The 13,801-nt window shown below is 63.3% G+C and carries 13 protein-coding genes; 2 read left to right on the top strand and 11 right to left on the bottom strand.

From position 1 onward, the window contains the following. Positions 1 to 102 precede the first annotated feature (102 nt). The 4 genes from E8E78_RS10310 to E8E78_RS10295 are packed head-to-tail and all read right to left on the bottom strand — an operon-like array spanning position 103 to position 3,548. Positions 103 to 1,260 (bottom strand): ABC transporter ATP-binding protein, encoded by a 1,158-nt coding sequence (locus tag E8E78_RS10310; protein WP_049275033.1) that lies wholly within the window; start codon positions 1,258 to 1,260, stop codon positions 103 to 105. Then, a complete protein-coding gene (locus E8E78_RS10305; RefSeq protein WP_016501377.1) occupies positions 1,257 to 1,910 on the bottom strand; it encodes an ABC transporter permease in 654 nt (217 codons plus the stop codon). Before E8E78_RS10305 ends, E8E78_RS10310 begins: the two co-directional genes overlap by 4 nt. Continuing rightward, complete coding sequence (locus E8E78_RS10300; RefSeq protein ID WP_016501376.1) at positions 1,907 to 2,821, bottom strand: glycine betaine ABC transporter substrate-binding protein; 915 nt, start codon at positions 2,819 to 2,821, stop codon at positions 1,907 to 1,909. Before E8E78_RS10300 ends, E8E78_RS10305 begins: the two co-directional genes overlap by 4 nt. A gap of 13 nt (positions 2,822 to 2,834) precedes the next feature. Further along, positions 2,835 to 3,548 (bottom strand): ABC transporter permease, encoded by a 714-nt coding sequence (locus E8E78_RS10295; protein ID WP_016501375.1) that lies wholly within the window; start codon positions 3,546 to 3,548, stop codon positions 2,835 to 2,837. A 556-nt stretch (positions 3,549 to 4,104) separates the two neighbouring features. Between E8E78_RS10295 and E8E78_RS10290 the strand changes: the two genes are divergently transcribed. Beyond that, positions 4,105 to 5,688 carry a peptide chain release factor 3 gene (locus E8E78_RS10290; RefSeq protein WP_016501372.1) on the top strand — a complete coding sequence of 528 codons (1,584 nt, stop codon included), beginning with the start codon at positions 4,105 to 4,107 and terminating at the stop codon, positions 5,686 to 5,688. Positions 5,689 to 5,804: 116 nt separating this feature from the next. Here E8E78_RS10290 and E8E78_RS10285 read toward each other — a convergent pair whose 3' ends face one another. The 4 genes from E8E78_RS10285 to E8E78_RS10270 form a co-directional block, all read right to left on the bottom strand. Next, entirely contained in the window at positions 5,805 to 6,884 is a 1,080-nt protein-coding gene (locus E8E78_RS10285) for a polyamine ABC transporter substrate-binding protein (protein WP_061203523.1), read from the bottom strand. A 52-nt stretch (positions 6,885 to 6,936) separates the two neighbouring features. After that, complete coding sequence (locus E8E78_RS10280) at positions 6,937 to 7,278, bottom strand: cupin domain-containing protein (protein WP_016484999.1); 342 nt, start codon at positions 7,276 to 7,278, stop codon at positions 6,937 to 6,939. 33 nt (positions 7,279 to 7,311) lie between these two features. Further along, positions 7,312 to 8,718, bottom strand: a complete 1,407-nt coding sequence (locus tag E8E78_RS10275) for an FAD-binding oxidoreductase (protein WP_174370901.1) — start codon at positions 8,716 to 8,718, stop codon at positions 7,312 to 7,314. Positions 8,719 to 8,782: 64 nt separating this feature from the next. Next, a complete protein-coding gene (locus E8E78_RS10270; protein WP_016501368.1) occupies positions 8,783 to 9,583 on the bottom strand; it encodes a nuclear transport factor 2 family protein in 801 nt (266 codons plus the stop codon). Positions 9,584 to 9,794: 211 nt separating this feature from the next. Between E8E78_RS10270 and E8E78_RS10265 the strand changes: the two genes are divergently transcribed. After that, the gene (locus tag E8E78_RS10265; RefSeq protein WP_280312179.1) at positions 9,795 to 10,694 is read left to right on the top strand and encodes a hypothetical protein; all 900 of its coding nucleotides are present in this window, start codon (positions 9,795 to 9,797) and stop codon (positions 10,692 to 10,694) included. Positions 10,695 to 10,917: 223 nt separating this feature from the next. Here E8E78_RS10265 and E8E78_RS10260 read toward each other — a convergent pair whose 3' ends face one another. The 3 genes from E8E78_RS10260 to E8E78_RS10250 are packed head-to-tail and all read right to left on the bottom strand — an operon-like array spanning position 10,918 to position 13,791. Then, positions 10,918 to 11,886 (bottom strand): peptide ABC transporter ATP-binding protein, encoded by a 969-nt coding sequence (locus E8E78_RS10260; RefSeq protein WP_016501366.1) that lies wholly within the window; start codon positions 11,884 to 11,886, stop codon positions 10,918 to 10,920. Further along, positions 11,886 to 12,854, bottom strand: coding sequence for an ABC transporter ATP-binding protein (locus E8E78_RS10255; protein ID WP_016501365.1), 969 nt, complete (start codon positions 12,852 to 12,854; stop codon positions 11,886 to 11,888). The genes E8E78_RS10260 and E8E78_RS10255 overlap by 1 nt, the downstream gene beginning before the upstream one ends. Positions 12,855 to 12,864: 10 nt before the next feature. Beyond that, positions 12,865 to 13,791, bottom strand: a complete 927-nt coding sequence (locus tag E8E78_RS10250) for an ABC transporter permease subunit (RefSeq protein ID WP_016501364.1) — start codon at positions 13,789 to 13,791, stop codon at positions 12,865 to 12,867. Positions 13,792 to 13,801 lie beyond the last annotated feature (10 nt).

Raw genomic sequence — 13,801 nt, 5'->3', positions numbered from 1 at the left:
CCGGCAAGCCAGCTCCCACAGGTACAGCGCATGTCTTGAGGTTCTCGCTGTACCTGTGGGAGCTGGCTTGCCGGCGATGGGGCGCGAAGCGCCCCTGGCTTTCTAGGACACCACCGCTTCGGCTGGTGAGACGATGCTGGTCTTGGCCCCGCGCGATCTGCCCGAACTCAGGTACGCCGCAATCGACTCCTGCGTCACCTCGCCCAAAAACACCTGCTCGGCGTCCAGCACCGGCAACCACGCCCGGTTGAACTCGTACATGCGCGACAGCAGGATGCGCAAATGCTCATCGTGCGATGCCGTGGCATTGAACGGCCGCAGGAAGTCGCTACACGTCCCTTGCTGGCGGTGCATGTCACGTCGGCGTACATAGCCCAGTGCCTTGTTCTGTGCATCGGTCACCACCACGTAGCGGCGGTCGTGCTCATCCAGCAGCTCCAGTGCATCGCTCACGGGCGTCTCCGGGCTCACCGACGGCGCGTTGTCCGCTGCATCCTCGGCACGCACCAGCAGCAGGCGCTTGAGCGTGCTGTCCTGGCCAACGAAGTTGCTGACAAAGTCATCCGCCGGGTGCGCCAGCAGCGTGTCCGGGTGGTCCAGCTGCAACAGTTTGCCGGCACGGAAGATGGCAATCTTGTCGCCCAGCTTGATCGCTTCGTCGATGTCGTGGCTGACCATGATCACGGTCTTGTTCAGCGCCCGCTGCATCTCGAAGAACTCGTTCTGGATCATCTCGCGGTTGATCGGATCGACTGCGCCGAATGGCTCGTCCATCAGCAATACCGGCGCGTCGGCCGCCAAGGCACGGATCACGCCGATGCGCTGCTGCTGGCCACCGGACAGCTCGCGCGGGTAGCGCTGCAGGTACTGCTTGGGTTCGAGCTTGATCATGTGCATCAGCTCGCGAGCACGCTCGTGGCACTTTTGCTTGTCCCAGCCGAGCAGGCGCGGGACCACGGTGATGTTTTCTTCGATGGTCATGTTGGGGAACAGGCCGATCTGCTGGATCACATAGCCGATATGGCGGCGCAGGGTGACTTCGTCCAGCCCGGTGGTGTCCTCGCCATTGATGAACACCTGGCCCGACGTAGGCGTGATCAGCCGGTTGATCATTTTCAGCGTGGTGCTCTTGCCGCAGCCCGAGGGGCCGAGGAACACGCAGATTTCCCCTTCGTTGACAGTGAGGCTTACCGCGTCGACGGCTTTGACGTCCTTGCCGTTGACGTTGAAGGTTTTGCTGAGGTTCTTCAGTTCGATCATGGGCGCAGTCCTTCTGGAGTCAGGGCACGTTGCAGGGTTTGCAGCAGCAGGTCGGCAATGATGGCCAGCAGGCTGACCAGCACGGCACCGACCAGCAGCATCGACATGTCGCTGCGGCTGATGGAGGTAAGAATGAGCACGCCCAGGCCGCCGGCGCCGATGGTGGCGGCAATGGTCATGACGCCGATGTTCATGACCACGGCAGTGCGCACACCGGCGAGGATCACCGGCACGGCGATGGGCAGCTCGACCATGCGCAGGCGCTGGCCGAAGGTCATGCCGATGCCGCGCGCAGCTTCACGGATACCGGGCTCTACGTTGGTCAGGGCCAGGTAGGTGTTGCGCAGGATCGGGAGCAGCGAATAGAGGAACACCGCGGTGATCGCTGGCAATGGCCCCAGCCCCTGGCCGAACTTGGAATAGAACGGCAGCAGCAGGCCGAACAGGGCAATCGACGGGATGGTCAGCAGCACCGTGGCGCTGGCTTGCAGCGGCCCGGCAACGGCCGGGAAGCGGGTCATCAGGATGCCCAGCGGCACGCCGACGAGAATGGCCAGGCTCACCGCAACGCCCACCAGCATGATGTGCTGCCAGGTCAGTTGCAGCACCTGGGCCCAGTCCAGGTGGCTGAAGGTATCGATCAGGTTCATGGCTGGCCCTCGCTGTTCAGTGGGTGCTCGCGCAGGAAGGTGGCGGCCACGGCAGTCGGGTTCTGGTGCTCGACGTCGACCTTGGCGTTGAGCTGGCGCATGGTTTCGTCATCCAGCTGCTCGGCCAGTGGCTTGAGCAGTGCGGCCAGTTGCGGGTTGGCGTCGAGCACGGCTTTGCGCACCACGGGCGCTGCGGTGTAATCGGGGAAGTAGTGCTTGTCGTCTTCCAGCAGCTTGAGGTTGAACGCACTCAGGCGGCCGTCGGTGGTGTACACCAGCCCGGCGAATACCTGGTTGTTGCGCATGGCGGTGTACACCAGGCCACCGTCCATCTGGCGGATGTTGCGCCGGTCCAGCGGCAGGCCGTACATCTCGCGCAGGCCAACGAGGCCGTCGGGGCGGTTGGCGAACTCGGTGTCCAGCGCCACCAGGTGGTTGCGCTGGCTTTCGTCACGCAGTACCTGGTTGAGGTCACTGATGGTGTTGACCTGCGGGTAGGCCTCGGCCACTTGCTTGGGCAGGCCTAGCGCGTAGGTGTTACTGAACTTCGACGGGGTCAGCCAGATCAGGTCCTTCTTTGCATCCAGCTCCTTGACCCTGGCGAAGGTGGCTTCGGCACTGGGCATGCGTTCGTCGATGTGGTTGTACGACACCAGCGAAACCCCGGTGTATTCCCACATCAGGTCGAGCTGGCCGGTCTCCTGGGCCTGGCGCGCGATGTTGCTGCCAAGGCCGCTGGTGACACGCACGTCAAAGCCATTGGCGCGCAGGTATTGCGCAGTGATTTCGGCGAGCACGGTCTGCTCGGTGAACACCCGTGCGCCGATGCGCACCAGCGGTTTTTCCACTGCCTGGGCAAATCCTGCGAACAGCAGGGCCGCGCCCAGCAGCAAGGCGATTCTCTTGTTCATACGTTCCCTATCCTTATTGGGCCAGGCCACGTTCCAGCCAGCGCTTGCTGGAGAAACTCACCGCCGCGTCCAGCACCAGTGCCAGCAGTGCGGTGCAGGCGGCACCCAGCAGCAGCTGTGGCTGGTTATTCAGGGCGATGCCGGGGAAGATCAGGCTACCCAGGCTGTTGGCGCCGATCAGGAAGGCCAGCGGTGCGGTGCCCACGTTCAACGCCAGGGCCACGCGTACACCACCGACGATGATCGGCACGGCATTCGGTAGCTCCACCTGCCAGAGTTGCTGGCGCGGGGTCATGCCGATGCCGGTGGCGGCTTCCTTGAGCGAGGCGGGGACGTTTTTCAGGCCCTCGTAGGTGTTGCGCACGATGGGCAGGAGGGAGGCGAGGAACAGCGCGAAGATCGCAGGCCCGGCGCCGATGCCCAGGATACTGAGCGCGATGGCCAGAACGGCCAGGGGAGGGATGGTGTTGCCAACGTTGAAAAACTGCATGAAGCGCTCTGCCTTGTCGACCCGGTGCGGTCGACTGAGGGCAATGCCAGCCGGGATGCCCACGGCCAACGCCGCCGCCATCGAAGCCAGCACCAGAACCAGGTGCGCTTGCAGGTAGAACCCAAGATCGTCGCGGTAACGCGCGATCGTGTCGATGCCGATCCAGTGGACCAGCAGGGCCAGGATGACGAGCACGGTGGCGCATCCCAACAGCCCTTTACCGTAGCGTTTAGCCACAGGCGGACTCCTTGTGTTGTCGGCGAGCACACTTCTTTTTTGCCGGCCAGTCCTGGCGGCGGTTGGTGTGTTCGCGAGTAGCAGCGTGACGCACGCCGAAGGCTGCGATCAGGCCATGAGCCGAACCCCGTCGGGCCCGAAAATGCTGATGAAACCAGTCCCCAACCGAAGCGGGTTGCAGGGGAATGGACGTCTCCGTGGGCGCAAAGGTTCCCATCTGAGGCGGCATTTGGCCAGCGTTAATCACTGGGTCTCAGGAATTTTGGCGAGAAAAAACAGCAGCTTAATGCGCTGCAGGCGTTGAAATAACTGCGCTTTGGCCATTTGTCGTGATAAAGCGATTGCCTGATGATTTTTTGCTGTCGGGCTGGCCCTGTCACCGGCAAGCCAGCTCCCACAGCCTGTGCAAGGCTTGAAAACAGCGCAGGTCATTGTGGGAGCGGGTTCACCCGCGAAGAGGCTGGAACAAGTGCCGCTGGTTCAGCAGATTTTGGTCCCAGCCCAACTTCAGGTATGATATCGCCCCTTTTTGAATCCCCCAGTCAGGCGATTTCCCATGACCAACCAGGCCGCCGAAGTCGCGAAGCGCCGCACTTTCGCAATCATTTCCCACCCCGACGCCGGTAAGACCACCATCACCGAGAAGCTGCTGCTGATGGGCAAGGCTATTGCCGTCGCCGGTACCGTGAAGTCGCGCAAGTCCGACCGCCACGCCACCTCCGACTGGATGGAAATGGAGAAGCAGCGCGGCATCTCCATCACCACCTCGGTGATGCAGTTCCCGTACCGCGAGCACATGATCAACCTGCTCGACACCCCCGGCCACGAGGACTTCTCGGAAGACACCTACCGCACCCTGACCGCGGTGGACTCGGCGCTGATGGTGCTCGACGGCGGTAAAGGTGTAGAGCCGCGTACCATCGCCCTGATGGACGTGTGCCGCCTGCGCGATACGCCAATCGTCAGCTTCATTAACAAACTCGACCGTGACATCCGCGACCCGATCGAACTGCTCGACGAGATCGAGGCCGTTCTGAAGATCAAGGCTGCGCCGATCACCTGGCCGATTGGCTGCTACCGTGACTTCAAGGGTGTGTACCACCTGCAAGGTGACTACATCATCGTCTACACCCCGGGCCACGGCCATGAGCGTACCGAGGTGAAGATCATCGAGAAGCTCGACTCCGATGAAGCCCGCGCGCACCTGGGTGACGAATATGATCGCTTCCTCGAACAGCTTGAGCTGGTACAGGGTGCATGCCACGAGTTCGATCAGGACGAGTTCATCAATGGCCAACTGACCCCGGTGTTCTTCGGTACGGCGCTGGGCAACTTCGGTGTCGACCATGTGCTCGATGCCGTTGTCGACTGGGCGCCGCGCCCGCTGGCCCGTGTCGCCCACGAGCGTACCGTGGAGCCGGTGGAAGAGAAGTTCACAGGCTTCGTGTTCAAGATCCAGGCGAACATGGACCCGAAACACCGCGACCGTATCGCCTTCATGCGCATCTGCTCGGGCAAGTACGAGAAGGGCATGAAGATGCGCCACGTGCGTACCGGCAAGGACTTGCGCATCGGTGACGCGCTGACCTTCTTCTCCTCCGAGCGCGAGCAACTGGACGAGGCATTTGCCGGCGACATCATCGGCCTGCACAACCACGGCACCATCCAGATTGGCGACACCTTCACCGAAGGTGAGGCGCTGGGCTTCACGGGTATTCCGCACTTCGCCCCGGAGCTGTTCCGCCGGGTGCGCCTGAAGGACCCGCTCAAGTCCAAGCAGCTGCGCCAGGGCCTGCAGCAGCTGGCCGAAGAGGGTGCAACCCAGGTGTTCTTCCCGGAGCGCAGCAACGACATCATCCTCGGTGCGGTCGGTGTGCTGCAGTTCGATGTGGTCGCCAGCCGCCTGAAGGAAGAATACAAGGTCGAATGCGCCTACGAGCCGATCACCGTGTGGTCGGCGCGCTGGATCAGCTGCGATGACAAGAAGAAACTCGAGGAATTCCAGACCAAGGCCATGGAGAACCTGGCCATCGACGGTGGCGGGCACCTGACCTACCTGGCGCCGACCCGGGTCAACCTGGCACTGATGGAAGAGCGCTGGCCGGACGTCAAATTCCGCGCGACCCGCGAGCACCACTGATTTCCAGAGCTGGCTGCTGACCCTGTGGGAGCGGGTTCACCCGCGAATGCGTTGTTGAATTTACCGACGCATTCGCGGGTGAACCCGCTCCCACAGGGACCGCACTACGGCCGCGCTCAGTTCCCGGCTTTGATACTGGTCCAGATCCGGGTGCGAATGCGGTCGATCTTCGCCGGCATCGCTTCCAGCGCATACAATTTACCCATCATGTCTTCGCTCGGGTAAATCATCGGATTGCCCTTCATGGCCGGCTCCACAAGCCCGTCCGCCTTGAGGTTACCGTTGGCGTACTGCACATGGTTGCTGATGTTGGCCATCACCTCTGGCTGCAGCAGGTAGTTCATGTAGGCATACCCGGCTTTTTCGTCCGGTGCATCGGCCGGCATGGCCACCATGTCAAACCACATGGGCGCGCCTTCCTTGGGTATCGAATAGCCCACCTTCACCCCGTTCTTCGCTTCTTCGGCACGGTTTTTCGCTTGCAGCACATCCCCCGAGAAGCCCACCACCACACAGATATCGCCATTGGCCAGGTCGCCGGTGTACTTCGATGAATGGAAGTAGCTGATGTAAGGCCGCACCTGCATCAACAGCGCCTTGGCCTTGTCGTAGTCCGCCGGGTTCTGGCTGTGGTGCGGCAGGCCCAGGTAGTGCAGGGCAATCGGCAGCAGTTCGGGGCCGTTGTCCAGCACGGCGACGCCACAGCTTTTCAGCTTGCTCATGTACTCGGGCTTGAAGATCAGGTCCCACGAGTCCACCGGCGCGTTGTCGCCGAGCACCGCCTTGACCTTGTCGATGTTGTAGCCGATGCCGGTACTGCCCCACAGGTACGGGAAGCCGTACTGGTTGCCCGGGTCGTTCACCTCCAGCGCCTTGAGCAGCACCGGGTTGAGGTTTTGCCAGTTGGGCAGCTGCGACTTGTCCAGGCGTTTCAGGGCCTTGCCCTGGATCTGCCGGGCCATGAAGTGGTTGGAGGGGAACACCACATCGTAGCCGGAGTTGCCGGTCATCAGCTTGCCGTCGAGGGTTTCGTTGCTGTCGTACACGTCGTAGGTGGGCACGATGCCGCTGGCTTGCTGGAAGTTCTTCAGCGTGTCGGGGGCGACGTAGCTGGACCAGTTGTAGATTTTCACCGTTTCGGCGGCGCCGGCCACACTGGCGGCCAGCATCAGGGGGGCGAGAAGGAGCGTGCGCATGTCGGGTTTACCTTGCTTTGTCTGTTGTTATCGAAGGCAGGCGATCAGCGGATCAGAAAATGAGTACGTAGGTCTTGCGCACGGTCTCCTGGATGTCCCAGGTGCCGGTGCTGTTGGCCGGTAGCATCAATGCGTCTCCGGCTTCTATGACCAGGGGCTCGCCACCGTCGGGGGTGAAGGTGCAGCGGCCCTTGATGAAGTGGCAGAACTCCTGTTGCACGATCTGCCGCCGCCAGCGCCCCGGGGTGCACTCCCAGATGCCGGTTTCGACGCCATCGCTGCGCTCTACGCAGGTAACAGACGTCACTGCCACGGGGTCGCCAAGCGGCACCGCGACCGGGTTGGAGCTGTCGAGCACAGCGCTGTCGGTGTTCTTGAACTGGGTAATGCTCATGACCGGTGGATCCTGTGCAGTTGATAAGGGAAGTCAGTGCATGAAGCCTTCCATGAAGTCCGCGAGCGAGCTGGCCAGGCGCCGCCTCCACGGCGCGCTGGCGGGGTTGGCGAGGGTCCGGTCCTCGTGGACGAAGCTCTGGATGATCGCGTTGTAGCCCAGCCAGCGGCAGGGCTCTGGCGGCCAGCTGGCCAGACTCGATACCGGGCGGTTGTCCAGTACCCAAGGTTGCGCAGTCAGTTCGTTGTGCTGGTTAAGGATTAGCGCCGCCAGGGTGCGCCCGCCCAGGTTGGTGGCGCCAACGCCTTCACCACCGTAACCACCGGCCAAGGCTATGCCGCGCTGGCGGTCGCAGAGCATGTGCGGGTGGAAGCGCCGGGCCATGCCCAGGTTGCCGCCCCAGGAGTGGGTGATGCGCACATGCTTGAGCTGCGGGAACAGCTCGCTGAACAGGTAGCGGCGCAGTTCGATTTCGTGCTCTTGGAGGTTGAAGTTTTCGCGCAGGCGGCCACCGAAGCGGTAACCACCGCGTGCGCCGAATACCAGACGGTTGTCGGCAGTGCGCTGGCCATAGGTGACCTGGCGGCTGCTCTCGCTGAAGGCCTGGCCCTGGCTCAGGCCGATCTGCTCCCAGGTCGATTCCGGCAGCGGTTCGGTGGCTATCAGCAAACTCTGTACCGGTAACTGGTGCTTGCCCAGCGGCGGCAGGCTGGCGGCGTAGCCTTCGACGGCCGGCACCATCCACTGACAGCGAATCCGCGTCAGCGGGGTGCGCACCTCGCCGGGTTGCCAGTCGATGGCCGGGGTGTTTTCGTAGATTGGCACCCCCAGCGCTTCCACGGCCCGCGCCAGGCCACGCACCAGCTTGGCCGGCTGGATGGTCGCGGTGTGCGGGCTGTAGATGGCACCAAATGCATTACTGACCCGCAGCTGGTTTTCCAGTTGCTCGGGGCGTAGCCAGCGGTAGTCTTCCTCGGTCATGCCTTGGCGATACAAGTCATCGAGGTAGGCACGCAGGCTGCGTTCTTGCTCCGGGTAGCGCGCGGCGCAGTACAGCACGCCGCCCTTGCGGTAGTCGCAGTCGATGCCTTCGCGTTGCAACACACCCTGCACTTCATCGGGAATGCCGTGCAGCAGGTCGATGCTGGCGCGGCGCTGTTGTGGCGACAGGGTGGCGAGCAGGCGGTCTTCGCCCAGCAGGTTGCCCATCAGCCAGCCGCCATTGCGCCCGGACGCGCCGAAGCCGGCGATGTTGGCGTCGATCACGGCGATGCTCAGTTGTGGCGCCTGGCGCTTGAGGTAGTAGGCGGTCCACAGGCCGGTGTAGCCGGCACCGATGATGCACACATCCACTGCCAGGTCTTCGCGCAGGGCCGGGCGGGCGCACAATGGCTCTTCGAGCTGGTCCATCCACAGGCTGAGCGTGCGCAGGGGTTGCATCGGGTTCGGCTCCACATCGGTCAAGGTCTGTGGGCGATCCTAGTGCTGTCAGCCAGTGGCTGTCTTACGTGCGTGCACGCAGAGAAATTTGCTTGAGGTAGGCCTTGGGCGTGAGCCCGGTGTGCTCGCGGAAGCACTTGTAGAACGCCGACAGCGAGTTGAAACCGGCGCTGAACGCCAGCTCGTCGATCGTCGCCTCGACGCTGTCGTCGTCGAGGCTGGCCATCAGGTGCTGCAGGCGGGCCTGGTTGACGTAACGGTAGAAGCTTTGCCCGAGCACCTGGTTCAGCAGGTAGGAAATCTGGTTGCGGCTGTAGCCGCTGGCGTCGGCCACCTGCTGCAGGTCCAGCTCCGGGTCCAGGTAGGGGCGCTGGCGCTGGAAGTAGTGCTCCAGGTCCTGGGCCATGGTCGACAGCTGCCGCGGCGACAGGCCCAGGCGGCTGGTGGCCGGGCGCGGGCCGCTGCGGCCATGCCCGCTGCCGTTCTGGCGAACCAGCGTGGCGTATTCGTTGACCCGCCAGATCAGCCCGTCCTTGACGGTGATCGCCTCGCTGGACTGGAACGCCACCAAGCCGTCACCACCCTGGACGGTGACCTGGTACTGGATGAACGCGGTGCAGCCATCGACGCGGATGCGGTCGCTGTGAACGATATCTTCGCCGGCTTCATGGGGCAGGCAGGCGCGCACGTAGTCGCGCAACTCAACGTAGCCAAGCACGCGGTTCTGGAAGAAGTCGTGGTACTGGATGTCGGGGTGGTACAGCGCAATGACGCCGTCGAGGTCGCGATGCTTCCAGCACAGGTGGTAGCGCAGCACCGTGTCGGCGGTAATCGGGGTCTGGGCGGGGCCATCGGGGAGCGTCATGGGTGAATGATGCCTCGCCGCAAAGCTTGCTACAAGAATGCAGAACACCTGATGCACAGGGCCAAGTCGCGCAATTTGCACGATTATGAACGAGCCGCTATTTCTAACTCATTGTTTTATAAGGGTGTAATTTTTTGTCGCAAATGGCACAGCCGCTGCAATGGTTACTGCGCGAATGGACTTGTCGCTAACCACTTAAGGCGAAAACATCATGATCACCCCTGCCGACTATCCCGCTGTCGATTCACAAAGCCGCTCAGGTGTTTCCTGGGCTGCAATTTTCGCTGGCGCCGCTACCGCAGCTGCCTTGTCCCTGATCCTGGTGGTCCTTGGTGCAGGGCTGGGCTTCGCAGCCACTTCCCCCTGGGCAGACGAGGGGGCCAGTGCCAAGGCCCTGGGCATTTCCACCATCGTATGGCTGCTGCTGACGCAGATCATCGCTTCGGGCCTGGGCGGCTACATTGCCGGTCGGTTGCGGGTGAAATGGGCCAACCTGCATGGCGATGAAGTGTATTTCCGCGATACCGCGCATGGCTTCCTGTCCTGGGCTGTAGCTACCCTGGTCACGGCCATGCTGGTGCTGGGCGCTGCGGGCAACCTGGTGGGCGCTGGTGCCAGCGCGGCTTCGCAGGCGGCCACAGTATCGGCGGCTGCCGGTGGTGCGGCGGCGTCCGGTGACAACAACGATTCGATGGGCTATTTCGTCGATAGCCTGTTCCGTGGCGATGGCCCTGCACCCGTGAGCGAAGATGCAGCAAACGGCGTGGCCGCCCGCATCCTGGCCAAAGGCATTGCCAGCGATGGTGCGCTGCCTGCCGAGGACCGCACGTACCTGGCGCAGCTGGTGGCCCAGCGCACCCGTCTGACCCAAGCCGAGGCCGAAGCCCGTGTCGATCAGGTGATGGCCCAGGTGCAACAGCTGAAAGTGCAGGCCAAGCAAGCTGCTGATACCGCCGCCAAAGTAGCTGCCTGGACAGCATTGTGGACCTTCGTCGCGCTGCTGTGTGGCGCCTTCTTCGCCAGCCTTGCAGCGCTCTACGGTGGTCGCCGTCGTGACCAGGTGCAGTGGCTGGAAGGCGAAGACGTCGCACATCGCACCATTCAACGTTAAGCAAGGAGAACTGACATGCGCTCGATACTGCTCTGGATGCTTGGGGTACCGATCCCGGTGATCATCCTCATCGCCATTTTCATGCATTGACCGAGAGGGCCGCTTTGCGGCCCTTTCGCAGCACGAGGCTGCTCCTGCAGACGACTGCGATATCCCCTGTTATCGCGATCTCTTGCAGGAGCAGCCTTGTGCTGCGAATGGGGCGCAAAGCGCCCCCGGTCATCTACAGGAACTGCTCGGCATAGTGGCAAGCCACCTGCCGGCTACTCACCTGCCGTAACGCCGGCACCTCCTTGGCACACCGCTCAGTCGCGTACGGGCAACGCTTGTGAAACGCGCACCCATCCGGTGGATTCAGCGGGTTGGGCAGCTCCCCGACAATGCGGATCTTCGGCTTCAGCGGGTCGGGATGAATGGCTGGCGTCGCCGACAGCAGCGCCTGGGTGTAGGGATGCAGCGGTTTCTCGTAGATATCGTCCTTGGCCCCCATTTCCACCGGGCGCCCCAGGTACATCACCAGCACGTGATCGGCCACATGTCGCACCACCGCCAGGTTGTGCGAGATGAACACGTAGGCGGTGTCGAATTCCTTCTGCAAGTCCATGAACAGGTTTAGCACCTGTGCCTGGATCGACACGTCCAGCGCCGAGGTTGGCTCGTCCGCCACCAGCACTTTTGGCTGCAGCATCATCGCCCGTGCCAGGGCAATGCGCTGGCGCTGGCCCCCGGAGAACATGTGCGGGTAGCGCTGGTAATGCTCGGGGCGCAGGCCCACCTGCTCCATCATTTTTTGTACCTTCTCGCGCCGCTCGGCCTTGTTCAGTGAGGTATTGATCACCAGCGGTTCAGCCAGCTGGTCGCCAATCTTCTGCCGTGGGTTAAGCGAGGCGTAAGGGCTCTGGAACACCATTTGCACATCGCGGCGCAGTTGCTTGCGCTGCGCCTTGCTGGCGCCTGTCACCTCGGTACCGGCGATTTGCAGCGAACCGGACGACGGTTCTTCGATGAGGGTCAGGGCACGGGCCAGGGTCGACTTGCCGCAGCCGGACTCGCCGACCACCGCCAGGGTCTTGCCGGCTTCCAGTTCGAACGACACGCCATTCAGTGCGCGGACCAGGGCGTGGCCTTTGAACAGCCCGCGGGAGACTTCGTAATGCCGGGTGAGGTCCCGGGCAGATAGAACGACGGCCATCACGCCACCTCCTGGTTCAGCGGATAGAAGCAACGCACCAGGCTGTGGGCCTGAGGATCGAGAGGCGGGCGCTGGCGCCGGCAGTTGTCCTGCACGTAGGGGCAGCGCGGCGACAACAGGCAGCCGACCGGGCGGTCGTAGCGGCCGGGGACAATGCCGGGCAGGGTGGCCAGCCGCTCGGCGCCGATGCTGTGCTCGGGGATCGCCGCCAGCAAGGCTTCGCTGTAAGGGTGGGCGGGCACGTCGAACAGCGTCGGCACCTGGCCCACTTCGACGGCTTCGCCTGCGTACATCACGCATACCCGCCTGGCCGTTTCGGCGACCACGGCAAGGTCGTGGGTGATCAGGATGAGCGCCATGTTGCGCTCCTTCTGCAGGTTGACCAGCAGCTCCATGATCTGCGCCTGGATGGTCACGTCCAGCGCGGTGGTTGGCTCGTCTGCGATCAGCAGCTTGGGCTCGCCGGCAATGGCCATGGCAATCGCCACGCGCTGGCTCATGCCGCCAGACAACTGGTGCGGGTAGGCGTCCAGGCGGCTTTCGGCTGCCGGGATCTCGACCTTTTTCAACAGCTCAAGGGCACGCTGGCGCGCGGCTTTGCCCTTCAGGCCCAGGTGCTGGCGCAGCACTTCTTCGATCTGGTAGCCCACGGTATAGCTGGGGTTGAGCGCGGTCATCGGGTCCTGGAAGACCATGGCGATGTCCTTGCCCACCACCTTGCGCCGCTGGCGGCCGCTGAGCTTGAGCATGTCGGTGCCGTCGAAGCTGAGGGTGTCGGCGGTGATGCGCCCTGGGGCGTCGATCAGGCCCATCAAGGCCATCATGGTCACGGATTTGCCCGAGCCGGATTCGCCGACGATGGCCAGGATTTCTCCGGCGTCCACCGACAGGTCCAGGCCATCGACCACGGGTACCGCATTGGCGTCGCCGAAGCGCACATTCAGGTTTTTGATCTGCAACAGTGACATGGCGTTCTCCTCAGGCGGCGTTCTTGAGTTTCGGGTCCAGCGCATCGCGCAGGCCGTCGCCCATCAGGTTGATTGCCAGCACACTGAGCAGAATGGTCAGCCCGGGCAGGCTCACCACCCACCAGGCACGCTCGATGTAGTCACGGGCCGAAGCCAGCATGGTGCCCCACTCCGGGGTCGGCGGTTGCACGCCCAGGCCGAGGAAGCCCAGGGCGGCAGCGTCGAGGATCGCCGAGGAGAAGCTGAGGGTGGCCTGCACGATCAGCGGCGCCATGCAGTTGGGCAGCACGGTGACGAACATCAGCCGTGGCAGCCCGGCGCCGGCCAGGCGTGCGGCGGTGACGTAGTCGCGGTTCAGCTCGACCATCACCGCAGCCCGGGTAAGGCGCACGTAGGAGGGCAGGGAGACGATGGCGATGGCGATCACCGTATTGATCAGGCCTGGGCCGAGGATGGCGACGATGGCCACGGCCAGCAGCAGGGAGGGCAGGGCCAGCATCACGTCCATCAGGCGCATGATCGACGGGCCGAGGATTTGCGGGAAGAAGCCGGCCAGCAGGCCCAGCAGGATGCCCGGGATCAGCGACATCACCACCGACGACAGGCCGATCAGCAGCGACAGCCGCGCCCCCTGGATCAAGCGCGAAAGCAGGTCGCGGCCCAGTTCGTCGGTGCCGAGGATGAACTGCCAGGTGCCGCCTTCGAGCCATACCGGCGGGGTCAGCAGGAAGTCGCGGTACTGCTCGCTCGGGTCATGGGGGGCAACCCATGGCGCGAACAGTGCGCAGAACACCACCAGGCACATGAAGGCCAGGCCCATCACTGCGCCTTTGTTGCGCGCAAAGGCTTGCCAGAATTCTTTGTACGGTGAGGGGTAGAGCAGGCTCTGGTCCACCGGGCTGGCCGGCGACACGGATTTTGCAATCGGGCTAGTCATGGCAAAGGCC

Origin of the sequence: Pseudomonas sp. BN505 (genome assembly GCF_029873175.1) — a bacterium.
Classification (GTDB): domain Bacteria; phylum Pseudomonadota; class Gammaproteobacteria; order Pseudomonadales; family Pseudomonadaceae; genus Aquipseudomonas; species Aquipseudomonas putida.
Note: the sequence above shows the minus strand (reverse complement) of the source record. Positions and strands in the feature narration are given on the sequence as shown.